Annotated in this window: 21 protein-coding genes, 1 tRNA gene and 2 pseudogenes; 6 read left to right on the plus strand and 18 right to left on the minus strand. The window is 47.8% G+C overall.

Translation table 11 applies throughout. The features are described from left to right. The first annotated feature begins 78 nt into the window (after positions 1–78). The gene (locus B9Y77_RS11955; RefSeq protein WP_085491799.1) at positions 79–1,023 is read left to right on the plus strand and encodes a sigma 54-interacting transcriptional regulator; all 945 of its coding nucleotides are present in this window, start codon (positions 79–81) and stop codon (positions 1,021–1,023) included. Between the two features lies 1 nt (position 1,024). On the opposite strand, the gene B9Y77_RS11960 is transcribed toward B9Y77_RS11955, so the two are convergent. From B9Y77_RS11960 to B9Y77_RS11985, 8 genes and pseudogenes are all read right to left on the minus strand, one after another. Continuing rightward, entirely contained in the window at positions 1,025–1,939 is a 915-nt protein-coding gene (locus tag B9Y77_RS11960) for a PorV/PorQ family protein (RefSeq protein ID WP_085491800.1), read from the minus strand. A 96-nt stretch (positions 1,940–2,035) separates the two neighbouring features. Then, a complete protein-coding gene (locus tag B9Y77_RS11965; protein ID WP_085491801.1) occupies positions 2,036–3,544 on the minus strand; it encodes a phosphomannomutase in 1,509 nt (502 codons plus the stop codon). Positions 3,545–3,640: 96 nt separating this feature from the next. Beyond that, positions 3,641–4,057: pseudogene (locus tag B9Y77_RS11970) on the minus strand (HipA domain-containing protein); the annotation flags it as partial. 21 nt (positions 4,058–4,078) lie between these two features. Then, entirely contained in the window at positions 4,079–4,300 is a 222-nt protein-coding gene (locus tag B9Y77_RS11975; protein ID WP_085491802.1) for a helix-turn-helix transcriptional regulator, read from the minus strand. 261 nt (positions 4,301–4,561) lie between these two features. After that, positions 4,562–6,895, minus strand: coding sequence for a BspA family leucine-rich repeat surface protein (locus tag B9Y77_RS11980; protein ID WP_139829314.1), 2,334 nt, complete (start codon positions 6,893–6,895; stop codon positions 4,562–4,564). An 84-nt stretch (positions 6,896–6,979) separates the two neighbouring features. Then, entirely contained in the window at positions 6,980–7,132 is a 153-nt protein-coding gene (locus B9Y77_RS16050; RefSeq protein ID WP_176221761.1) for a hypothetical protein, read from the minus strand. Between the two features lie 151 nt (positions 7,133–7,283). After that, on the minus strand, positions 7,284–7,436 hold the full coding sequence (locus tag B9Y77_RS16055; protein WP_176221762.1) for a hypothetical protein: 153 nt from the start codon (positions 7,434–7,436) through the stop codon (positions 7,284–7,286). A gap of 162 nt (positions 7,437–7,598) precedes the next feature. Then, positions 7,599–8,936 (minus strand): hypothetical protein, encoded by a 1,338-nt coding sequence (locus tag B9Y77_RS11985; RefSeq protein ID WP_139829315.1) that lies wholly within the window; start codon positions 8,934–8,936, stop codon positions 7,599–7,601. Between the two features lie 346 nt (positions 8,937–9,282). Here B9Y77_RS11985 and rsmA point away from each other — a divergent pair, with 346 nt between their 5' ends. Next, positions 9,283–10,065: a 16S rRNA (adenine(1518)-N(6)/adenine(1519)-N(6))-dimethyltransferase RsmA gene (gene rsmA, locus B9Y77_RS11990; RefSeq protein ID WP_085491805.1), complete on the plus strand. Its 783-nt coding sequence runs from the start codon at positions 9,283–9,285 to the stop codon at positions 10,063–10,065. A gap of 62 nt (positions 10,066–10,127) precedes the next feature. Then, positions 10,128–10,921 (plus strand): annotated as a pseudogene (locus tag B9Y77_RS11995) (MBL fold metallo-hydrolase). Positions 10,922–10,926: 5 nt separating this feature from the next. Here the strand turns inward: B9Y77_RS11995 and B9Y77_RS12000 are convergent. After that, positions 10,927–11,721 carry a YggS family pyridoxal phosphate-dependent enzyme gene (locus B9Y77_RS12000; protein ID WP_085491806.1) on the minus strand — a complete coding sequence of 265 codons (795 nt, stop codon included), beginning with the start codon at positions 11,719–11,721 and terminating at the stop codon, positions 10,927–10,929. Between the two features lie 282 nt (positions 11,722–12,003). On the opposite strand from B9Y77_RS12000, the gene B9Y77_RS12005 reads away from it, so the two are divergent. Together B9Y77_RS12005 and B9Y77_RS12010 are read left to right on the plus strand one after the other, a co-directional pair. Next, a complete protein-coding gene (locus tag B9Y77_RS12005; protein WP_085491807.1) occupies positions 12,004–12,459 on the plus strand; it encodes a type II toxin-antitoxin system VapC family toxin in 456 nt (151 codons plus the stop codon). Next, positions 12,449–12,670 (plus strand): hypothetical protein, encoded by a 222-nt coding sequence (locus tag B9Y77_RS12010; protein WP_073442676.1) that lies wholly within the window; start codon positions 12,449–12,451, stop codon positions 12,668–12,670. The genes B9Y77_RS12005 and B9Y77_RS12010 overlap by 11 nt, the downstream gene beginning before the upstream one ends. A gap of 48 nt (positions 12,671–12,718) precedes the next feature. Here B9Y77_RS12010 and lon read toward each other — a convergent pair whose 3' ends face one another. The 6 genes from lon to B9Y77_RS12040 form a co-directional block, all read right to left on the minus strand. After that, positions 12,719–15,070, minus strand: a complete 2,352-nt coding sequence (lon, locus tag B9Y77_RS12015; protein WP_085491808.1) for an endopeptidase La — start codon at positions 15,068–15,070, stop codon at positions 12,719–12,721. A 122-nt stretch (positions 15,071–15,192) separates the two neighbouring features. Next, positions 15,193–16,446, minus strand: a complete 1,254-nt coding sequence (gene clpX, locus B9Y77_RS12020) for an ATP-dependent Clp protease ATP-binding subunit ClpX (protein ID WP_014546087.1) — start codon at positions 16,444–16,446, stop codon at positions 15,193–15,195. Continuing rightward, the gene (locus B9Y77_RS12025) at positions 16,446–17,036 is read right to left on the minus strand and encodes an ATP-dependent Clp protease proteolytic subunit (RefSeq protein ID WP_014546088.1); all 591 of its coding nucleotides are present in this window, start codon (positions 17,034–17,036) and stop codon (positions 16,446–16,448) included. Before B9Y77_RS12025 ends, clpX begins: the two co-directional genes overlap by 1 nt. 12 nt (positions 17,037–17,048) lie before the next feature. Then, complete coding sequence (tig, locus tag B9Y77_RS12030; protein WP_073442672.1) at positions 17,049–18,308, minus strand: trigger factor; 1,260 nt, start codon at positions 18,306–18,308, stop codon at positions 17,049–17,051. A 46-nt stretch (positions 18,309–18,354) separates the two neighbouring features. Continuing rightward, positions 18,355–18,434, minus strand: a tRNA-Leu gene (locus B9Y77_RS12035). Between the two features lie 41 nt (positions 18,435–18,475). Continuing rightward, entirely contained in the window at positions 18,476–19,162 is a 687-nt protein-coding gene (locus tag B9Y77_RS12040) for a class I SAM-dependent methyltransferase (RefSeq protein ID WP_085491809.1), read from the minus strand. Positions 19,163–19,303: 141 nt separating this feature from the next. Between B9Y77_RS12040 and B9Y77_RS12045 the strand changes: the two genes are divergently transcribed. Further along, the gene (locus B9Y77_RS12045) at positions 19,304–20,539 is read left to right on the plus strand and encodes an oligosaccharide flippase family protein (protein WP_085491810.1); all 1,236 of its coding nucleotides are present in this window, start codon (positions 19,304–19,306) and stop codon (positions 20,537–20,539) included. On the opposite strand, the gene B9Y77_RS12050 is transcribed toward B9Y77_RS12045, so the two are convergent. The 3 genes from B9Y77_RS12050 to B9Y77_RS12060 are packed head-to-tail and all read right to left on the minus strand — an operon-like array spanning position 20,459 to position 24,212. After that, positions 20,459–21,775 carry an O-antigen polymerase gene (locus B9Y77_RS12050; RefSeq protein ID WP_254900029.1) on the minus strand — a complete coding sequence of 439 codons (1,317 nt, stop codon included), beginning with the start codon at positions 21,773–21,775 and terminating at the stop codon, positions 20,459–20,461. The genes B9Y77_RS12045 and B9Y77_RS12050 overlap by 81 nt on opposite strands. Positions 21,776–21,833: 58 nt before the next feature. Next, the gene (locus B9Y77_RS12055; RefSeq protein WP_085491812.1) at positions 21,834–23,033 is read right to left on the minus strand and encodes a GumC domain-containing protein; all 1,200 of its coding nucleotides are present in this window, start codon (positions 23,031–23,033) and stop codon (positions 21,834–21,836) included. Between the two features lie 3 nt (positions 23,034–23,036). Continuing rightward, positions 23,037–24,212 (minus strand): polysaccharide biosynthesis/export family protein, encoded by a 1,176-nt coding sequence (locus B9Y77_RS12060; RefSeq protein ID WP_073442659.1) that lies wholly within the window; start codon positions 24,210–24,212, stop codon positions 23,037–23,039. Between the last annotated feature and the right edge of the window lie 35 nt (positions 24,213–24,247).

Genomic DNA, 24,247 nt, shown 5'->3' on the forward strand with positions numbered 1-24,247 from the left:
ACAAAATTTTACCGAACAATTTGGCGAAAAAAAGCGTGTTATATAGTAGAGCCACCTCAAATAAAACTTTGAAGGTCTATGAAGAAACACGAACAATTGATGCTTATCGCCGCAAAATCGAACATTCCCGTGCTGTTGCAGGGGGAATCGGGAGTCGGCAAGGAAATCGCCGCCAGGTTTATCCATGAACACAGCCCAAGAAGTGATGGACCATTCGTTGCACTCAACTGCGGAGCCATTGCACGGAACCTTGCCGAAAGCCTTTTGGAAGGCGCCAAGAAAGGCTCTTACACCGGAGCCGCGTGCGACCACCAGGGCATTGTGCAAGCCGCAAACGGCGGCACGCTATTCCTCGACGAAATCGGCGAAATGCCGTTCGACATGCAGAGCAAGCTATTACGCATCTTGCAGGAACATTCCGTGCTCCCGCTCGGCGCCACGCAAAACGAACCGGTCGACTTCAGGCTTATATGCGCCACAAACCGCGACTTGCAAAACGAAATCCACAGCGGCAATTTCCGCAAGGACCTATTCTTCAGGCTGAACGCCTTCCCCATCGTGATCCCGCCCCTCCGCAACCGGGAGGACTTCGCCGACATTGCCACAGCCATTTGGAACGATATCACAGCAAGGACTTTCGCCGTTCAACTCCTGCTCCGCAAATGGGAAATCAGGGCGCTCTCCAGGTACGACTGGCCGGGCAATATCCGCCAGCTGAAAAACGTCCTCCAGCGTTACGCGCTTTTAATGCAGCACAACATTTCGCTCGAAGAAATCCTCTCCGAAGAATTTTCACGCCAAGCGATAAACGATATCGACGAACACTACACGTACAGCGGGACACGCGCCTCGGCACCGAATTGGCAGTTTATTCAAAAAGCACTACACGAGCACAACGGGAATAAAAGCAGGGCCGCCAAAGCGCTCAAAATCAGCCGCGGCTGCCTGTGCTATCAAATAAAAAAGCACGAGCTCCGCGAATGGAACTCGTGCGAAAAATTGAACCGTCCGATTGAGGCTTAAATTAGAACTTCACGCCAACGGCGATGTAATGGTTGCCACCTTCAAACGCCGGACGCGGGCTATAAGCATAGTCAAACACGACCATGCCAAACGTCACACCGAGACCGCCACTAACAGCATCTTCGGTATCCGGGCGGATTGCATAACCCATGCGGAACGAGAGCATGTCGAAGTAGACCACTTCACCGCCAATCAAGACCTGCGCCTTTGTATCGGCACGGCGATACGCATCTACAGACAAATGCACCATCCAGCGGTCAAGAATCGGGATGAATCCCGTCACGCCCGCCTGGAGCGCAAGCGGTGCCGCTTCTTTCTCAGATTCATACTTGCTTGCAAAACCGAGATTCGTGAAGTTCGCACCGAATGATAAATACTCATTCACGCGGAAAGAGCCACCCGCATCGACCGAGAACAGAAATCCAGTTTCATCATCAATCGTCTGCGTGGCAAAACGTGCCGAAGCCGCCCAGTTGAAAATCTTGGAACGGCTACCGAAACCCGCCAAAAGCGACCAGGCGTAAGAGCCATATTTCGAAGTCTTGAGACCGTCCTCGTCACGACCTTCAATATCGTCGTAACCCAAAAAGTCAACCGCAAGCCCTAGCGTGTATTTTTCGCCAATCGGGAGTCCGTAGTATGCCGAAACAAAGTTATCGGCACCGCCCTCGCCAAAAATCACCTGGCTGAGTCCAAATTCCGCTTCGTTTGCAACGCTCATCGCAAGCGGATTGCGCGAAACTTCGGACACGCGACCGGGATCAGCAACGCCTGCACCCGAGAGCGCAGCCGCACGCGGCGAAACCTGCATCGCAAGGAACTTCATCGTCACACCGCCCGGGTCCAAATGCCAATACTCCCCTGCAAACGCGAGGGAACCAACAGTCAGTGCAAACGAAATAAGCTTTTTGAACATACGGTTTATAAAATACAAAAAAGACGAGAGAGTAAAGACGAGAGACGAGAGATTTTTCAAACAATATATGCGCGAAGCACCACTATTACCTTTCGTCTACTTCCGCCAGCCTTCCATAATCTTGAGGCAGTCTGCGAGGAGTTCTGCACTGCGTTCCTTGCCTTCCGTTTCCACGTAGCAGCGGAATTCCGGAGCGTTACCGCTCGGGCGCAAGTGGATGATGTCGCCAGAATCAAATTCCATGCGGTAGCCATCAACCTCGTTCAAAGAAACCATCTTGCCCTGGAACGTCTTGTCCTTTGCAAACTTGGAGGGCTTTGCAGCGAGAGCGCCAAACAGCTTTTCGCCGAGATTCTTTTCACGGATTTCAGCGAGTTTCGCCTTAGACTTTTCAGTCGGGAATTCCTTGAGGCGGTCGCTCACGGTAAAGCGCTTGGGCAACTTGCGGAGCAAATCCACAACGCACATACGTTCCTTGCGGACCATTACCATCACGGCAATCATCGGGAGGAGAGCGTCACGCGTCGGAAGAGCCTTGAGCGTGCGACCATCGAGCGTCAAATCCGTTTCAAGCAAGAAACCGCCATTGGCTTCGTAACCTGCAACCGTGAGGCTCTTGTCGTTTGCATCGACCAGGCTTTCCATGCCGGCTATCACATACGGGCTACCAATGCGCGTACGGCAAATCTTTTCAAAGCTACCGGACTTTTCAAGCGAAGTGTTGCAGCTCACCGGAGTTGCAATGCGCTTGATGCCAAGAGACTGTGCAGCCAAAATGCCAAGCACGTCGCCACGGAGCCACATGCCCACATCGTCTGCCAAAAGCGGGCGGTCAGAATCGCCGTCGGTGCTGAACACGGCATCCACGTAATCCTTGTGCGTAAATTCGCGAGCGAGTTCTTCATCTTCCTTGCGGATAGCTTCGGTATCGACCGGAACAAACACATCGCTACGGCCAAACGGCTTGACCGTTGCACCGAGGCTTTCGAGAACCTTCACCACGATGTCGCGGCCCACAGCGGAATGCTGGTAAACGCCAATCGTAAGTCCATGCAAAGCATCGCTACCGAAAAAGTCCGGATAGCGCTTGCAGTAATTTGCTTCGGCTTCAGCTTCGACCGCCGGGAGTTCCGGCGCAGCCTTCAGCATGCCCTTGTCGTCAAAAAGCGCTTCGTCGAAATCGACCGACTGCGACACGATTCCCTGTTCGTCGGCCTTCGTGATTTCGCCATTCGGGTGGTTAAACTTGATACCGTTGCGGTCAGCCGGGATGTGGCTACCCGTCACCATGATGGTCGGCAAATGCTTGTCGATGCCGTACATCGCAATAGCCGGGCTCGGGATGCGGCCGCAGTAAATCACCTTCCAGTTCGCATCGGCGCCAGCCTGCACGAGTGACTTCAAGATACGTTCCGTACTCGGACGCAAGTCACCCGCAATCGCAATCGTGTGTTCGCACTTGTAAGACGCTTCGCAGTACTTGATAAAAGAACGTGCATACACATAGCACACACGGTCGGTCATAGCGCTCACGAGACCGCGAGCACCGCTCGTACCAAACGCCACCCCGGACTGTTTCATAACATCTTGCATCGCAACGGACATATTAAACCTCTGTTTAGTAGGCGATAGGAAGTAGACAATAAGAAGTCTCTAAAACCGCCAAATGATTTACAATGGACAAGATAGAAAAATCTGTTTTTAAGATATTTCCAACGCCCTTGCTCTATCGTAAATACATTCCTTATACTTAGCCTTCGCTTCTTCACTTAAGAAAGACGCGTCTATCATTTCGTTCATTTCATCAAGATGGTTGGTCATTTCACGAATAAACCGCTCAGCCCTTTTCTCGACAATGCCGATACGTTTTGCAAATTCCATAAAATCCGGAGCACCATAAAAGCCATTGGCACTAAAGAAGTCGCTTTCGTAATCCTCTTCATCTGCAAAAAGATCAAGTGCCATTCTTTCATCAGAAGCATGCAACGACGTATTCAACAAATCATAAGCGGGAGTCAATACAAATATCCCCTCCTTATTTGGAGAGTATATCGAAAAATTCTTGATATGCGCATCGCCGTTACACACAAGATAATTAAACAAAATAATCTTGATGAATCCTCGTACCGTATTTACGGACTATTCATGGACGACCCGTTCCTTCAAAGTGATAACGAATCCAAGAACCTGCAAAATTGCGAAAAGCACTTTAACGCTCGGATTTGCGCGCCCGCTCTCAATACCATTAACAGTACGCAGACTGACTCCCGACATTTCAGCGAGGTCGGCTTGAGATATATTCAGTTCCTTGCGTCTTTCAGCAATCAGCTTGCCCAAAGAAGATATTTCCGTCAAGTCCATCGTTTCAACCTCAAATTACGCAATATATTGCCTATTTTCTAGTAAAAATACTACAAACAGCACAATTCGCCAACTATAACGTGCAATATATTGCGCAAATCAGCCATCAAAAAAGTAATTACTTCGCAAACGTAAACAGGATTGCGGTGATAATTATAGCAGCGATAAGGGTAAAACATGAACACATACTTAGAATGTACATTTTGATTTTGACACTTTACTGTCAAAAATCAAAACGCATTGATTCTAAATCTATTTTCCTTAATCCTTTATGCAGCGAATGGAAAAATAGCAAGAGGAATATTTCCACCAATATGTTTCATCATGTTCACCATCACCAAATTCACCGTCATTATCTATTTCAGGCAAATCATTACAATCACAACCTAGCCTCCAGAATTTATTTTCCCCTTTTTCCGAAAGCCAGTAGAAAGCATTTTTCCCCTTATTTTCAAAAATTTTGTAACAGCATTCTTCATCATCTTCGGAAACAATACGATAATCGCCATACAACCCTGACGGAACCGCATTAAAACCATAGACATCCAAAGCATCATCCCAATTCTTCGCCCGTAATGCATCGGAAACGTCATAAATTTTACCGACAAGTTCAAACATTTCGTTCAGTTCTTTTTCAGAAGGCAAATGCCACCCTGGAGGACATGCCGCATTCGCAACCTCCCTGCTATAAAGCCTGCCATATTCAGCAACACTTTCCGGATCCTTGTCATAAGCCAAGCTGCCACCTTTTAGTGGACGGTATCTCAGATTTTCAGCCATCCAAATACGATTTCCAATCCTGCAAGTTTTATAGACTTCGCCATCACGCGGGTCCGTAAACGGTTTGCAAAGCAACTCCTGCACTTCTTCATCGCTAAACTTTGAATTGGTAAACATGTCGTCAATATTTGAGGCAAACGTCCACTTTGAAAGATTCCCATGGAACTCAGAACCCTGAAACATGCAACTCATATTCTTTACTTTAGAAACGTTCCATCGGCTAATATCTCCATTGAACGTAGAGAATTCAAACATACCTTCCATATTCAAAACATTAGACACATCCCATTTGGAAATATCCTCATTGAAAGTCGAACCACTAAACATTGAGGACATATCTTTCACATGCCCTACATTCCAATGCGACAACGCCGATTTTACCTCAACACCCCTACTGAACATCCCGCTCATATTTTCAACATTGGAAACATCCCACTTAGACAAATCCCCCTTAAAAGAGGAATTACTGAACATTTCCTTCATGTTTTTCACCTTGGAAACATTCCACTTGGACAAATCAACATTTAATCGTGATCCTTGGAACATCGCTTCCATGTCAGTCACATTAGAGACATCCCACCCGCTAATATCAAGGCTACAGACAACATCATCTTTAGAATCTACATCATTTCCAAAACAATCATCATTTCCAAAACCATCATCACCAGAAAACCACCATTCGAACAGATGGCTCATATCCGTTACTTTTGATACATCTATAAAATTGAGGTCTATTGTCATTGTTTTAAAATCAATTGTCGTTGTTTTAAATTCAATTGTCGTTTCATTGAAATAATACGAATCAATCCACTTACGAACCACATCAAGAACAGTCTTTAGTTCCTCGCGATTTTTCGGTTTGGCATTTAGATTTTTGCGCATAACCTTATCAAATACTACACCACAATCTTCAGAAGAACATCCGCAAACTACGTCCGGGTGTATAGTGCAAATAGATTTACGAAGGTCCCAATTTGAGACATCTCCAATATTCCATTTTTTTTCTACCGCAAAACCACAATCCAAAAATTCGGTCATATCAGAGACGTTTGAAACATTCCATTTAGACAGATCACATTGTAAATCAACATCGTAGAACATCCTACGCATGTTTGTCACACTGGACACATCCCATTTGGAAACATCGCCATTAAACTTGGAACCGTCAAACATGGATTCCATATTTTCAACTTTAGACACGTCCCATTCCGACACATCACCATTGAACTTTGAATAATAAAACAGCGTCCGCATATTTTCTACACGGCTAACATTCCATTTGGATATATCACCATTAAATTCGGAACAATAAAACAGGCTACGCATATTGGTAACATTTGAAACATTCCAACTACTTATGTCTCCATTGAATTTTGAGGACGAAAAGCAGCCTTCCATAACGATTACATTAGAAACATCCCACTTGCTGACATCGCCATTAAACTTGGATTCACGGAACATCTTTTCCATCGTGGTTACTTTGGATACATCCCACTTGCTAATATCACCATTAAACTCCGTTTCTTCAAACAGGTGACTCATATCAGTCACTTGAGAAACATCCCACTTGCTGATATCGCCATTAAACTTAGATTTGCGGAACATACTATCCATCGTAGTTACTTTGGATACATTCCACTTGCTAATATCACCATTAAACTCCGTTTCTTCGAACAGATGACTCATATCAGTCACTTGAGAAACATCAATAAAGTTCAGGTCACAAGAAACACCTTTCTTAGCGATAGCCTTATCAATCAATTTTTTAAGGTGTTCCTTATCTTTTGCCTTTTTTCTTGTGAGAAATTCGAACATACGTATTCCTTTTATTATACCACAAAAAGGCGAATACATTGCCATACAATGCATTCACCTTTCCAAGATTGTTATATATTGATTCTAACGTTTAAGCGTCGTAATCCTCTTGGCAGCCCCATTCCACTTGGCTTCAAACATATCTTCTGCCACACCCTGAGTAGGTGCTTCAACAACCTCCTTAAGGAGAATGCCCAGCTTATTTTTCAGCATATAATGAATCTCATATTTAGCCATATTATTACCTCTTTCGCTCATTAATAGGAGTCCATTCCTGTAGAGCGTTATACAACAATGGACCTGATTAATTTTTATTACTTGTACTACAAAAAGGCGAATACATTGCCATACAACGCATTTACCTTTCCAAGATTGTTATATATTGATTCTAACGTTTAAGCGTCGTAATCCTCTTGGCAGCCCCATTCCACTTGGCTTCAAACATATCTTCTGCCACACCCTGAGTAGGCGCTTCAACAATCTCCTTAAGGAGAATGCCCAGCTTATTTTTCAGCATATAATGAATCTCATATTTAGCCATATTATTACCTCTTTCGCTCATTAATAGGAGTCCATTCCTGTAGAGCGTTATACAACAATGGACCTAATTATTTTTTATTACTTATACCACTTAGACAAATCAAAGTTTTTAGATAGTTTATTTTTCTGCTTCGTTTTTTTCTCCTTGGTGGATAAATTCCAATTAATTTTTTAAAGACACTTTAAAGAGTTCTCTTTCTTGACGAACCATCCCGTCCAATTTATCTAGCGCAACCTTAATCAGGTCCGAAAGTTGGTTTTGTGTAACATCATCGGCAATTTCAACATAGACATACTTGAAGTCGCCAAAACTGAGTAACTTTTGAGGATTATATTCCGATTCAGCTAAGACCTCATCGCCTAACACGACCTTAGTGGGCATAGCATTTTCAAGCTCCCGAACCGTGCAAGCCTTATCAATGCCTGCAAATTTAAGTTCCAAAAGTGTATCGTACTTAACTTGATTGAGCTTGTCCTCAAATTCGTCGCCATCAAAATTTGCCCACTTGCACCCTTTTTTCGGCGAAGGTTCTACATAAAAACGAAATTGCCTATTCTGAATTTGCACACCATATACAATATCGCTTCCGTCAAGCAAAAAGCACTTATACCCCATCAATCCGGCTTCGTGACCATAACCAGATTCAGGCTCAACTCGCACATCCTTTTTCTCAATAACAAATTCACGCATTTTATTTACCATAGCACTAAACCAAAGCTTTTCATAAAAATCCCGCAAACGAATGGACTCCAGTTTTTGAGCGAAGGACTCATCCGGGAAAACAGCACCTTCTTCTTCGATAGGATCACTTATTTTTCGCCTAGTCATTAACATGAGCTTACGAATAAGGCTTCCGTAATCTTTGACATATTGAAGAGTGAAAGCATCTTTTGCCTTGCTCCTTTTATACTGAGCAACAAAACCCATCTTGTCCGAGAAATTTTCATAACTCACCAAATTCCAAGGTTCATGGATTTCGGTAAAATTGTGCGTAAAGACCTGCAACGAATAATGAGGCGCAAGCAAATAAAACGTCGTGTTCTGCTCATTTATATTGACGTTATTCTTCCCTGCTCCATAAATAAATTTCAGCCCTTTGCAAACCTTGTTATGATATTCTTCAAGTTGGTTCTTATTGGGAATAGCCTTGAATTTATTTTCAATGACCGTAAACCGGCAGCACTCCTTAAAAACACGGAGAATTTCATCCCACTTGCTCTGAAGAGCATTTTCGCCAACACATTTTAACGAAAGCGGAGCACTAGCACTACGCAACCATCCCAACAGCAACTGCCCTGCATTATCGTTCTTTAGCAACTCATACTGTGATTCTTCCAAAAATGCAATGAGGAGGTCAAAATTTTGGAATTCACGAAATACAGATACCACTCGGTATTTTTTCCGTTCATTTCCTTCCGTTTTCGGACCTATCCACTTAGCAAGCTCGTCTGCTAGATAGCTCAGCAACACATCATCAGATTCACCCTGTTGCAGAAACATGCCCAGCATGTTACTATGGAAAAGTTCCTTGCTCCCGAGACTCGAATTGAATATTAAATTGGAACGCAAATCATTTATAACTTGGTCCCATGCCGTATTACGCCAATAATATTCCGCACCCTGTTTTTTAATAAGAATTTTCGCGTCTTCATGGACGCGATTTCTATGTAAATTGGAATTTACCTGGGGGGGGGGTATCGGATTTTCTGTTCTTAGGCATACACAAAGAAATGTAGTTTAAAAAACAACAAACATGTAATTATCAAGAAAAATAATTTTAAAAATATTACACTTTTTAATGAAGAACGTTTTTCCTTGCAATCAAGCAATTTCTATATTCCCCGTTATGGATAGAGCACGCCGTCGCAAATTTGGACAGAACTTTCTCGATGTTGAAACCGCCACCGCCATCGCAGGCGATTTGCCTGCCGAAGCCGGCGAATTCGTCCTTGAGATTGGTCCCGGTCACGGCGCCCTCACGGAGCACTTGCTCAACCGCGGGCTAGAACTTACTGCTGTCGAAATTGACGAGCAGTGCGTTGAAGTCTTGAACGAAAAATTCAAAGATTACAAGAACTTCAACATTGTCAACATTGACTTTTTGAAGTTTGACTTGCAAGCATTTTTGGACGCACACGCAAAACCGTGGGTTACCGGCAACTTACCATACAACGTAAGCACAGCAATTATCGCAGGGCTTATGCCGCGTTTGCACTTGACCAAAGGCTTTATGGGAATGGTGCAGCTCGAAGTCGCCGAACGCATTTGCGCCGCGCCGTGCAGCAGCAATTACGGGAGCCTTTCCGTGCTCGTTTCAGCATTTGCAAACACGCAAATTTTGCGCAAGATTGGGCCGGAACATTTCACGCCAAAGCCGAATGTCGATAGCGCCACAATGCTTTTGACACCACGCGAAGACGCAATCCAGGCGCCCGACGGATTCTTTGACTTTGTGCGTACTGCCTTCACGCAAAAGCGAAAGACACTTGCGAATTCCTTCGGACGTAATTACGACAAGAAGAAAATCCAGGCAACCATTGAACTTTTGGATTGGCCGACGACCATCCGCGCCGAAGAACTCAGCCCCGAGCAGTTCCTGAATTTCTACAAGGCATTTAAAGGTGAATAAGGAGATGCCCGCAAAAGGCATTGTCATCCTGGAGCCGAAGGCGATAGGAACCATAAGAGAAAATGAAAATTAAGATTCTCATAGACAACATCAGCTGTTCCAAAAAGCAATTAAAAGGCGAATGGGGACTTTGCGTCTACACCGAATTCAACGGCAAAAGCATTCTGCTCGATACAGGAGCGTCCACGCAATTCGCCAAGAACGCCGCCATCATGGGGATTGACATTTCCAAAATCGATGCAGGCGTCTTAAGCCATGCGCATTACGATCACGCCAAATTCTACTTGCGTGATGCCGCCCGCGAAAACTGCTACCATACGCACAAGTTCTTAAAGTTTTTCACCTATCAAGAATACATCGGCATTTACAAAGGAACACTCAAAAAGAACGCCAACCGCATTGTATTCGTCAACGGCGACTGCGAAATTCTCCCGGGAGTCACTCTCGTCGGTCACAAGACTCCAAACCTCGATGAAATTGGCAAACGCGCCCACATGAGCGTCAAAGAAAACGGCAAATACCGCCCCGACAGTTTCGACCACGAACAAAGTCTAGTCTTTGATACGCCCAAGGGCCTCTTCATCATGAACAGCTGTAGCCACGGTGGCGCCGACAACATCATCAAGGAAATCGAAGCAACATTCCCCGGCAAGCAAATTTACGCCATCCTCGGCGGGTTCCATTTATTCCGCACACCCGATGACCGCGTAAAAGCATTCGCCGAACGCCTCCGCGAATTGAACGTTCAAAAATCTACACAGGGCATTGCACCGGGCAACGCGCCTACGAGATTTTGCACGATGTGCTCGGCGACAAAGTCGCACAAATGCACACCGGCATGGAAATTGAGGTGTAGAGTTCCTAAGCGGGATCGTTTACCGGCTTAGAATAGTCACGCTCTCCAAACAAAGCCGTTCCCACGCGAATCATCGTAGAGCCTTCTTCGATGGCGACTTCCAAATCAAGCGTCATGCCCATCGAAAGCTGATCGAACTTCGCAAAGGCGCCACCTTTAGCAAGGAACTTGTCGCGCAGCCCACGCAAGAACGCAAAGCACTCGCGAGAATCTTCCGGAACACCCGTGTTCTTGCCAATCGTCATGAGGCCGCGGAAACGCAAATGCGGGAAGTTTTCGCTCTTGCCGTCATCAGTGGCAGCGCCCGCTTTTGCCGCAAGATCGTTCAAGAAAGCTTCAGCCTCATGCACGTCCAAGCCGCTCTTCGTTTCTTCTTCGCCCGCATTCACCTGGAACAAAATGTCGAGAACTTTTCCCTGACCATTTGCAGCTGCAGCGCAAACCTTCTCCAACTTTTCCACCGCTTCGATACTTGCAATGGAATGGATGCAGTCGGCTACAAGTGCAGCCTTCTTGAGCTTGTTACTTTGCACAGGACCAATTACATGGCAACGCACGCGGCTCCCGTCCTTTGCCGTACGCGGCTCGGAGAACTTGAGTTCGGCTTCTTGCACGCGGTTTTCGCCAAAGTCCGTTGCACCCAAAGCAATCGCATTTTCCACAGCTTCTGCCGGGTGGAACTTGCTCACCCACACAAGCTTAACCGAATCACGGCTGCGACCCGCAATCTTGCAAGCCTCGCCAATCCTTGCTTCGAGAGCTGCAAGGTGCTCGCGCATTTCATCAAGTGTGAATTCCATAGTTTTAGTAGACCGTTAGAAGTTGGAAGTAGACAGTGATTAGTGATTATGTTTTTCAGTTAAAAGATAATAAATCCTTTTCGGCCTAATATTAAAAAATTTATTCGCCAGTTAATATACTACTCTTCTCAAAAAGATTTTTATAAATTACAAAGTACCAGTATCAACATACTGGATTTTGCTATATCCTTTCTTATATCTTTTCCTAAATCCTTAGCTATATCGTTTGCTAGATGAATCGGCACTCCGATTCAATTTAATCAACTATATAATCTAAAGGATATGAAAATATATCTAGACAACTGCTGCTACAACCGGCCTTATGACGACCAAAGCCATTTGACCATTTCCATTGAAGCACAAGCTAAAATGCAAATACAATCTCTTGTAAAAGCACAAAAATTGCAATTGGCTTCATCATTTATTCTTGATTACGAAAATTCTTGTAATCCGTACACAGACAGAAAATCTGCTATAACAAAATTTTTGAATGATAATGTTTTCGATTATGTAGGAAGCGACAAATCAGATGTAATCGCCATAAATGCCAAGAAAATCATGGCAACAGGGGTAAAAATGAAAGACGCTTGTCACATTGCCTGTGCAGAATTAATGAATTGTGATTATCTTTTAAGTACGGACAAGCGGATGCTTAAATATAAAAGTAATTCGATAAAATTGATCAACCCCATAGAGTTCCTTAATCTAATAAGCGGAGGTGCTGAAAATGATAACTGAAATCACTCCACCAGCAACAATCGAATTGCTTTCCAGAGGAATGGAATGCCTCATCCGTGAACTCGGAGTTGTTGACACTGAGTATTTTATAGCAGCGGTCCAAAGAGAACGATTTGACTATACCAAATGGCAACGTGAACATTTCGACAAAATGGATCTGCAAACCTTTGTTGACAAGGCCTCTGCCTACGCCAAAGAAAAAGGGAAATAGCAAAAAGGCCCGCGCACATCACTGTGGCGGGCTCATTTTCACAATTAATTACGCTTTTTTCGCGCTTTTTGCGGCCTTCGGCATTTTGAACAAAATCTTCACGATTTCGTCAATATGCTTGTGCGGGTAAATCTTGAGGCCCTTCTTCGCCGGTTCCGGGAGTTCAGCCACGTCCTTCTTGTTACCTTCCGGCAAGTGGAGAGTCTTCACGCCAGCAGCGAGTGCAGCAAGCGCCTTCTCGTTCAAGCCGCCAATCGGGAGGCAGGCGCCCGTAAGGCTCACTTCACCCGTAAACGCAATGTCCGGTGAAATCGGCTGCTTCGTAAACGCACTCAAGAGGCAGAGCGTAAGCGCGATACCTGCAGAAGGTCCATCCTTCGGCACGGCACCTTCCGGCACGTGAATGTGGATGTCAGTCTTACGCACAATCGCAGGGTCAATGCCAAAGCGCTGCAAGCGTTCACGAACAAGCGAAACGGCAATCTGTGCAGATTCCTTCATCACGTCGCCAAGCTTACCCGTCAAAATCAGCTGACCCTTGCCGCTCAAGAGCATGCATTCAATGGGCAAAATTTCGCCACCGACACTTGTCCAGGCAAGACCCGTCACAACGCCCGGGCGACCTGGTTCCGGCAGCTGGTTGTCCAAGAATCTCGGAGCGCCGAGGTAATCCTGAAGCACCTTCGCCGTCACTTCCGGCTTAATCTTCTTGCCCATCACAATGTCTTTTGCACGATGGCGCACCGCACTTTCAAGCACGCGTTCAAGTTCACGCACGCCCGCTTCGCGCGTCCAGCCGCGCATCACGGCGTTAATCATCTCGTCGCTGAAGCTCACCTGTTCGCCAAGTTTCACGCCCGTGCGTTCACAGATGCGCGGGAGCAAATACTTGCCCGCAATCTGCAGCTTTTCATGCGGATAGTAGCCCGGCAGGCGCACCACTTCCATACGGTCACGCAGAGCTTCCGGAATTTCGCCTTCGCTATTTGCCGTCGCAATAAAGAGCACACGGCTCAAGTCAAGCCCCACTTCCATGAAGTGGTCAGTAAAGTCATGGTTCTGTTCCGGGTCCAAAACTTCAAGCATAGCGCTTGCAGGGTCGCCTCTAAAATCGCTTGCCATCTTGTCGATTTCATCGAGCAAAATGACCGGGTTCATGCACTTTGCACGGCGCAAAGCGTGAATGAATCGACCAGGCATCGCACCAATGTAAGTGCGGCGATGACCACGGATTTCAGCTTCGTCACGCACGCCACCAAGCGTAATGCGGACAAAGTTACGCTGCATCGCTGTTGCAATCGATTCCACGAGAGTCGTCTTACCTACGCCCGGAGGACCCACAAGGCAAAGGATCGGAGCACGACGTTCCGTACCGGTAAGCTTCAGCACAGCCACGTATTCCATGATGCGTTCTTTAACTTTATCCAAACCGAAATGTTTAGAGTCAAGTTCCGCCTTTACCTTCTTCATGTTCAAAACGGTATCGGTGTAAACGCCATACGGGAGCGAGAGGAACCAGTCCACGTAATTGCGGCTCACCGCGTATTCCGGGGAGGTCGGCTGCATCATGCGCATGCGCCCGATTTCTTCTTCGAGCTTTTCTTCAATCGCCTTGCTAAACTTCTTGGTCTTGATTTTCTTGAGCAACTGGTCCGGTTCTGAAGCACCGCCATTTTCGCCGTCCAGTTCATCCTGCAACTGGCGAATCTGCTCCGAGATAAACCATTCTTTCTGTTGCTGAGCCATCTTCTGGCGCACGTTCTGCTGAACGCGAATCATCACGTTCTCGTTTTCCTGCGCAACCTGCATCAGGCTAATCAAACGATCCGCAAGAGCGTCAATCGTTTCGAGTTCCAAAAGCGCCTGCTTCTCGGAAAGCGAAATCGAGAGGAACGGAATCATCCCGTAAAACGCATTGATGTGGCTATCCATCGTAAAGAGCGCTTCGACCATGCCATCGGCAATATTCCTATGCATGGCGTATTCGCGGAACATGTTCAGCACATCTTCAAACTTTAGAGACTTGTCTTCTGCCTTGATAAAATGTTCTCTCGGCGAGACCGTCACCTGCAAAAATCCGTCGCGCAAAGCAATCGAACGGAGATCCACCACGGAATCGCCTTCCAGCACGACCTTCACACAGCCATTCGGGAACGGCGTCACATTCGCCACGCGAGCCACCACGCCCACCGAGTAAAGGTCGAGCATCGGGTTATCGAGCGTTTCCTGTTCCACATTCTTCTGTGCAACCAAGATAATTTCGTTGTTATGATTCTCAGCAAATTCCAGGGCACGGAGCGACATCTCGCGGCCCACCAAAATGCGTCTAGTCGTCAGCGGAAATACAACAGCATCCCTCAGAGGGAGCAACGGATACGTTTTATTAAAGTCAAAAGCCATATACTACAAAGATAGTATTTTGAAGATGAGGGGACAAAAAAGCAGTCACCGTTTTTCGGCAACTGCTAAAATTCGCATTCGTGAAGTCGCAACGTTCAGGAATTCGCGGGTCACAGCAACAACTAAGACTTTTTCTTGTTGTGCGTGAGGCCTTCCTTGACCATTTCGACAGTCACGGTAAACTTCTTTTCGCCAGAGCCCGGCATCTTGAACATCGCCTGCTGCAGCACGCGTTCCATCACGGATCTAAGCCCACGTGCACCCGTCTTACGGGTCATCGTTTCACGGACGATTTCCTTGAGGGCATCGTCTTCGAATTCGAGCTTGATGTTGTCCATAGCAAACAAGCTCTTATACTGCTTCACGAGAGCGTTCTTCGGCTTCGTCAAGATGTTGAGGAGAGCCGTCTCGTCGAGTTCTTCGAGAGCAACAGCAATCGGCAAACGACCGACAATTTCCGGGATGAGGCCAAACTTGATCAAGTCTTCCGGCTCCAGCTGCTTGAAGAGTTCGCTCAAGCTGTTTTCGCTTGCAGTGTGGATATCGGCACCAAAGCCCATACCCCCCTGGTTCACGCGCTGGGAGATAATCTTGTCCAAGGTTTCAAAGGCGCCACCGCAAATGAACAGGATGTTTCTCGTGTTCACCTGCACAAGCGGCTGTTCCGGATGCTTACGGCCACCCTTCGGCGGGACCGATGCAACCGTACCTTCCAAGAGCTTCAAAAGTCCCTGCTGCACACCTTCACCGCTCACGTCACGCGTGATGGAGGGGTTTGCAGTCTTACGAGCAATCTTATCAATTTCGTCGATAAAGATAATGCCGCGTTCAGCCTTAGCCACATCGTAATCGGCAGCCTGCAAAAGGCGCACGATAATGCTATCGACGTCTTCACCCACATAACCAGCTTCGGTCAAGACCGTCGCATCGGCAATCGTGAACGGCACGTCCAAAAAACGGGCCATCGTCTGCGCCAAGAGCGTCTTACCCGAACCGGTCGGGCCGACCAGGAGCAAGTTCGACTTTTCGACATCGACATCGTCCTTGGACTTGTGCGTCTGCTTGTAACGCAAGCGTTTATAATGGTTGTAAACCGCCACAGAGAGCGCCATCTTTGCACGATCCTGCCCAATGACAAAATCGTCCAGGTGCGCCTTGATTTCGGTCGGGAGCGGGAGCGGCTTTGAAGAAATTTCCTTCGCTTCCTGTTCCTGTTTCGTACGTGCCAAGTCTTCTTCAAGAATGCGGCTGCACATGCGTATGCAATCACTGCAAATATACGCACCTGCACCGGTGATCATCTTTTCGACTTGTTCTGCCGGCTTTCCGCAAAAACTGCAGCTTACAGCCGGGTGGTTCTTGCCACTACGGTACATTAAATTCCCTCTTTACGCGGCACAAAAATTTCATCAATGACGCCAAAGGCCTTAGCTTCTTCCGGGCTCATGTAAAAGTCGCGGTCCGTCTTTTCGCGGACTTCGTCGACAGGCTTTCCGGTATGCTTAGCGACAATTTCGGTAAGGGTATCCTTAGTGCGGATAATTTCCTTGGCGGTAATCTGAATATCTGTAGATTGTCCAGTAGCGGCACCCGACGGCTGGTGCAACATGATGCGGGAATGCGGGAGCGCATAGCGCTTGCCCTTCGTACCTGCAGCAAGGAGCACGGCGGCCATCGAAGCACAACTACCAATGCAGATCGTAGCGATATTCGGGCGTACGTGCTGCATGGTATCATAAATGGCAAGCCCTGCCGACACGTAACCGCCCGGGCTGTTTATATACAGCGTGATATCCTTTTCCGGATTCTCGTATTCAAGGAAAATCAACTGGGCCATGACATTGTTTGCCACTTCGTCGTTAATCGGCGTGCCCAAGAAGATAATACGTTCCTTGAGAAGTCTGGAATAGATATCGTAAGCGCGTTCACCGCGCCCGGTTGTTTCAATGACGGTAGGGATGATCATTTATTCCTCTTATTACTTTGTTTCTTCAGCTGCCGGGCGGATACCGACGATGAAGTCAGCAGCCATCTGGAAGCGAAGTTCGTCGCGCAGCTGGTTGATACGGCCAGACTGGCGGAAGTGGTTCTTCAGATTTTCGAATTCCACGTGGTAAGCGTTAGCCATCTGCTGGAGGCGTTCGTCAACGAGAGCCTGCGTCGGCTTGATCTTTTCCTGCGTAGCAACGAATTCGAGAATGCGGTGTTTCTTAATTTCGCGGATTGCTTCAGCGGAGAGTTCGTTTATCTGTTCTTCGGTCGGTTCGACAACGTCCTTTTCGCTCTGGGCATTGCGGTTGAGCGTCCACTTGATGAGGTCGTAGATGCGAGCCTTCGGCACTTCGAACGGGTTAGCTTCGATGAGCTTGTCGATAGCTTCGTTGATAGCCTTGTTCTTAGCAGCGTCCTTCTTCTGGGCAGCGAGGCTTTCAGCGAGGTTGTTTCTCAAGTCAGCTTCGTCCTTAACGCCAATCTGCTTGCAGAATTCTTCGTCCACAGTCGGCGGAACGATTTCGCGAACGTCCTTGATTTCGACGTTGAACTGTGCAGTCTTGCCGCGGTAGCGTTCGTCCTTGTGGTCATCCGGATACTTGAAGTTGATTTCCTTCTTGTCACCGGCCTTAACGCCCATGAGGCCTTCATCGAATCCCGGAGAAGCGGATTCACCGAGGAGAGAGCGGAATTCCTTGTTTTCCGGAAGTTCCTGCTTTTCACCGTCGATAACAACTTCGATATAGTCACCAACAACAACGTCACCCTTCTTGGCTTCGCGGTCAACGTGTTCGTCCTTGCTCCACATCTGCATGAGGCGGTCGTATTCGGCCTGGACTTCTTCTTCGTGAACGGCTGTAGCCGGAACGGTGATGCCCGTGTCAGCGTAACCCTTGATGTCGATTTCCGGATCGACTTCGACTTCCACCTTAAGTGTGATGTCGTTCTGTTCGTCGTCCTTGAAATCCTGGACCATCATCTTGCCAACCGGAATGATGTTAGCCTTCTTGAGGGTTTCCTGAACGATAGAGTTCACGACTTCATCAACAGCTTCGTGACGGATGGACGGTCCGAACTGCTTCAAGATCATGGACTTCGGCACTTGACCCTGGCGGAAGCCCTTCAAGGCGACCTGCTTCTTGTACTGAGAAAGCTTCTTTTCGAACGGAACCTTGAGATCACCCTGCGGGATTGTAATTTCAAGGGTGCGCACGGTTGCGCTTGTTTCTTTGATTTCAGCGGACATATATACTCCGGTATACGGTTGTTAAAAAGGTGATAAAAAAAAGAACTGCGAGGGGTGGGAGTCGAACCCACACACCGAAGTACCAGATCCTAAGTCTGGCGCGTCTGCCAATTCCGCCACTCTCGCGATTTCAAGACCAAAGATACAAAAAATTGCCTAAAAACGAATCACCTTTTTTCGATGACCCCGTAAAAACGGGACGGGTAACGCTTCGGAATCATGCCCAGCTTGTTCAGTACGCGGAACGGAAGCATCAAAAGGCCCAAAGGTCCCTTAAAGCAGCCGCGCAAAAGCTTAATTCCAGCCCCCGGGAACAGGTAATCGCCCATAGTAAGGCGATATTCCACGCCAAGGGAGTCAAGCATCTGCTTCATCTCGTCGTACGAGAAATGCCACAAGTGGTCGGATACCGCAATATGCGCATACGTGAGCCCGCTTTCGAACAAAGTGTTAAAATCGTTCGTACACGGGAGCGAAAACACCACGCGCTTTTTGGCAGCCCCGATGGCAGACTTCAAGAAGTCCACCGGACTTGGCACATGTTCCAAAACTTCGATCATCATAACCGTATCGGCAAGATTTATGCCTAGCGGTTCACCCGGTTCAAGCAATTTAGTCTTGAGTCCATTCTTTTCGGCAACCGCAAGCGACTTCTCGTTGATATCGGCGACAGTCGTATCAAAGCCCGCCTTCTTCACCTCAAGTGAATAGGCTCCTTCGCCACCACCGAGATCGAGCACGGTCTCCCCGCGAACTTCGCGAAGCAAGAACTCGACCAGCGGCTTGTGAGCCTCGCCCGGCTTTGCCGGCGGACCCGGAACGAAGAAAGAACTTTGACCTTGCAATTTACCCATGACTCGAAATATAGTAAACAGTTTTTAGTGATTAGTCAATAGTTCTTAGTCACTAGTTGTTAGTCTTTAGTACTAATCGACCTACAACCAATGACTATTGACCAATAACCAATAACTAAACTCTTTTTTATCTTTACCTCCATGTTTCAAGCTTTCCGCAATATAAGAATCGGTGTTTTCATCGCATTTGTAAACCTCCTTATCCAAGGAATTTCATTTTTCGTCCAGAATTTTATTGCGCGTAACCTTGGAACCGCTTCTTACGGGCATTTCGGGCTGCTCCAGACCGACTACTCCATTTTCTGCGCCATCGCCGATTTCGGCATGACAACCCTCATCCTCGCCTTTTTCGGGAACCGCGCCACAAAAGGTTCTCTTTTCAGGAGCATCCTCCAGCTACGACTTTTCTCCGCCGTGGTTGCAGCACTCCTCATGGTCGCCTTCGCGTTCACGTTCCGCTACAACCACCCAATATTCTACGGCGAACTGATTTTCACGTTCGGGCTCGTGTTCCAGCATGCGTTTTTCGACTGGTACTTCATCTGCGGGAAATTCTGGAAGCGACTCTTCGTCTCGAAGCTATTGCACACGATTTCGTATTCTGCGGTCATGTTCATGACCCTTCTCTACTTCAAGATTGAACGCATCGAACTCATTGCACTTGCGATGGTGCTCGCCGCACTCCCCGCATTCTTTTACGGTGTCACACAGGCATTCCACGCGCACCTCTTAAAAATCACGCGCCGCACGTTCCGCTTTATCGCGCTCATGGTCAAAGCGGGCATTCCGTATGCCATCTCGAGCTTCGCCGCTTTCGCCTACCTCCCCATCGGGCTTTATGTCGCGGATAAATTTGCAAGCGCCGAATTCCTCGGCTGCTACAACTTCGGGCATAAAATTCTCGTGCTCTGCTCCGGCATCATGGTTCACTTCATCTCGTCGAACCTCATCACGCTCCACTCCACGCACGACAAGAACATCCACCTCAAGGACATCGCAGTATTCACGCTGTTCATCGCCGTCTGCTCCTCGCCCCTTTGGCTCTTCCCCTCGTGGATTCTCAAAATTCTCTTCTTTGCAGCCCCGTGGACTGACGCTACATTACAGACAAGCGCAAATATTTTACAGATACTTTCGTTCTCGCTCATTTTCCAGGCCGCACGCACCACGCTCATCTCCACACTCCTCAAGGAGCATGCGACACGCGCCTACGCCATCATGGTAAGCATTGGCGGAGCCTCGAACGTCATCGCTTGCGGACTCGCCGGAATGTATCTAGAAAATGCAATGATCCCGCTATTTGCACTCACAGGCGATCTTGTGATCACTGTGATCCTCTTCGGGTATTTCACCCACCACCGCAGGGTCCGCTGGTAATATCGTACGACCGCTGCTCACTGTGCAGACAAAGAAAAAGAACGACATCCACACCCAGTACATGCTCTGCTTGTAACCGGTCGTGAAGTTCCACAGGATAATCCACATCATGAACGTCGCCGTGAGCAAAAGCATAAGCGGGCTTTTAGCAACCGCCATCTTGTGATAGCTATACGTGAACAGCACGCCAAAGAAAAACGGCAACAGGAAAATCCCCGGGAGTCCAAAGTCCTTGTACGCATCCCAAAGGTACGGAATAGTATTTAAGCCCGTGTACTTTACCACGCTCTCGTTAAACGGCGTATCCCAGCCAAAGTTCGCCTGGAGCCCATCGCCAATATGCAACAGGTGCGTCACGCCAAAGAACGCGTCGATGCCGTACGTCCATTCGTGTTCGGGAACATCGCTATAACGGTTGAACGCATAATCCAAATTCCAGTAGTTGTTCGCCACGTACTTATACGGGAGAAGCGCCACTTCTTTTGCAATCTTGCTATCAGTCACATCCGAATTGCCATACTGCCCCTTGAGAGCTGCCACCGCCACAAAGAAAATGCAGACAAACACCGTCACCACCGCGAGTGAACGCCACGAGAATCGCCCGCGCAAGTAGTTGAACAAAATCATGAACATGCCAAGGCAAAGCATGTTGATACCGCGGCTCGGGTACGTCGCAAACGAAAGGAGAATCGTAAACACCACCATGAACCGCGATGCATAGCGCACCCAGCGCACCGGGTTCATCGACTTGAACGACGCTACCGCAAAAAGCCCGACCACCATTGCGCCCGAGGTAAAGAAGTCTGCGTACTTGAGCACATCGTTATCTTTACCCGTAAGCCACTGCGACGGATTGTCCGTCAAAAGCACAAGGTTCCCGGTCACAGAAATCACGCCAAGCACACCCACAAAGAAATAGGCGAACGCCGAAAAACTCAAGAAGAAATGACAAACCCAGTTGTACTCGCCGTGAACTTCAAGCTTTTTCTGCAACGGAGGTCCGCCAGCCGATTTCCAGGCAAAGTCCGTCACATAGCAACCGACCAAAAAGCAGAACATGCCGCCGCCCCAAACGAGCCACGTCGAATAATTGAAATCCGACATCATCGGCAAGAACTGCAAATAAGAAACACCAAGCATCACCATCTGCACCAAGAAGTACAGAGTCGACGGGCGGAAAAAATCTTCCTTGAAAATGGAGACAAGCACCAAGGCGACGATGCCAAGCGTAAACATCACGCTTGACTCTGGATGAGCAAACAACGCCTCCACCATAGCCTTAACGCCTCAAGAATTACTTATGCCAGAAGCAGACTTTCTTGACAAAGAAATCCCACTCGGCAGCAGTCTTAGAGTTCGTGCGGCTTTCAGAGCGCATATACTCGACAAGGTTGCAGAGGAGTGTCGCGAAGAAGAACGAGAAGAACACCGTAAACGCAAGGATAAGTCCACGCTTCGGAGAAATCTTCTTGTCGTTTTCCCAAGGCGCTTCAAGTACATGCAGGTTCGTGAGCATCTTTGCTTCTTCCAAGCGCATCTGTTCGCTCTGCTGACGCAACACCTTGTACATCGCTTCCTGAATACGGATTTCCGCTTCGCGCCTCATGTATTCCGCATAAAGCTCCGGAGACTTCTTGAGTTCCAGAATACCGATATTGCTGTGCTTGCCCTTGAGCGTCCCGCCGAGAGCGGAGTTCACGCCCTTTGCACGTTTGGAAAGTTCCTGATAACGCTTGCTGTTTTCGCCACGGTCAAGCTTTTCAAAATTCATCTCGATGCCGACTTCCTCGCGCATCGCCTGCAATTCGCTCAAGTACTTGATTGTCGCTTCGAGCTGCACGTTCGGTTCATACACGTTGTTGCTGACCTGGAAATTGACAAAGTCTTTGATCAAGGAATCCAGCACATGTTCGCAGGAATCAAGTCTCGACTGGAAATATTCCCTGGACTGGCGGGCCTGCTTCGTCTTAAATGCGTTGAATGAGGAATCAGCCTTTTCGAGCATGAAGTTTAAAACTTCAACTGCAAGTTTTGCGTCCGTATCCTTGTAATAGAGGGAAAGCATGTCTTCCTTGTTCATCTCGAGCCCGAAGTTCTTGCGGAACTCCTTCAGCAAGTCGGCATGGAACTTTCCCTTGAACTCGTAATGCCTGGCAAGGTCAAACTTTTCAATCACCATGTTGTGCAGTTCCCAGGAATTGAAAATCGTCCACACGGCATTCACATCCTCGTTGTCCATAGTGATACCGAGCAACGAGCTCATACCCGAACCACCCATGAGTCCGCTAAGCGCACCCGCCATAGGCTGCGTCGATGCAGGCGGAGTGACAATCGCAGCAGCGGCAAACTTGGGCTTAATGACCCACATGACCATTACAAAAGCGACAATCGTCGGGATAAGGACCATTGCCACAACAAACTTGAAATGCTTCAAGTCATTATTCAGAATCCGCAAGCAGATTTCAACAAAACCGATAGACTCTTGCTTTTCCATAAATTACTTGTAGTTGACGTAAATGATGAACGCAGACGAAATCACACTCAAAAGTGATGCCATGAACAAGGTGAAATCCTTGAACGATTCGTAATGGTTCTTGGGAATTTCAATGACGTCGCCCGGCAAAATCGGGTCCGTCGCCACGTTGATAGAAATCGCTTCCGGCTTTGCACCGCGCCAGACCTTCGCCTGGGTCCAGGAACCCGTAATCGTATTCACGCCACCCGAAGAGATATAGTCAATGGCATGCCATGTCGGATTGTAAGTGTAACGGCCGATATAGTTTACGGCACCGCCAAGGTACACGAACAGTTCCTTGATAAAGAATTCCACTTCCGTATTCGGCTCGACAGTCGTCGTCTTCATTTCGCCAAGCGAAATCCAGCGGGGTTCCTTGTCCGGTTCGCGAATGCATACAGACTTATAGCCCTGGTTGTGCATCCTATCGGCGCCAGCAAGCTCAAAGTAATCCTGGAGAGTCCTATCCGAACGGTAAGCGACCGTCGTTCTATACCCCGGGAAAACCAGGGAAACGTTATCGCCCATCGGGACAAACGGCACATAAATCTTGTCTCCCTGCTGTAGCAGAATATCGTTTTCAAAATTGCCGTTCTTCGCCATGTCATTGAAGTTCACGTGGATGGTATCCTTACCGCGAATAATCTGGACATCTTCCTTATTGGCGTTCGGGAGAAGCCCGCCAACCGCACGGATAAACATCGAAAGCCTGTTCTGCGGGTCAATCACATGCTGTCCGACCGCAGGAATTGCACCCATGGCGTTCACGCGGAACCTCTTCATGGCTGCAAGTTGCACAAAGCAGTATTCACGCTTGTAACGCCTGGAAACAAGGTCGAGAATCAGCCTCTGCGCCTCAGCCAAAGTCTTGCCGTTTACATTCACGACACCACACTCTTCGACAGCCACGCCGCCATCCGGATACACCTGGATAGAGAGGTACTTGTCTTCGAGCATCAAGTCCAGAAAGTCGCCCGGACCGAGCACGTAATTGGAATCCACAGCCATTTCGGCATACATCGGCGTAAGCGATGCGGCGCCACGCGTAGACGTACCTTCGCCGAGAACTAGACCCTTAGACGCAGAATTGCCAAACATCGAATCCGAAGCAAAGGCACAAACGCACGCCAATAAAAGACAGACAATAAAAGATCGCATAATACTTTTCTACAGTTGAGAAAAAGATTGACAAG

Source organism: Fibrobacter sp. UWB13 (assembly GCF_900177805.1).
Lineage (GTDB): Bacteria > Fibrobacterota > Fibrobacteria > Fibrobacterales > Fibrobacteraceae > Fibrobacter.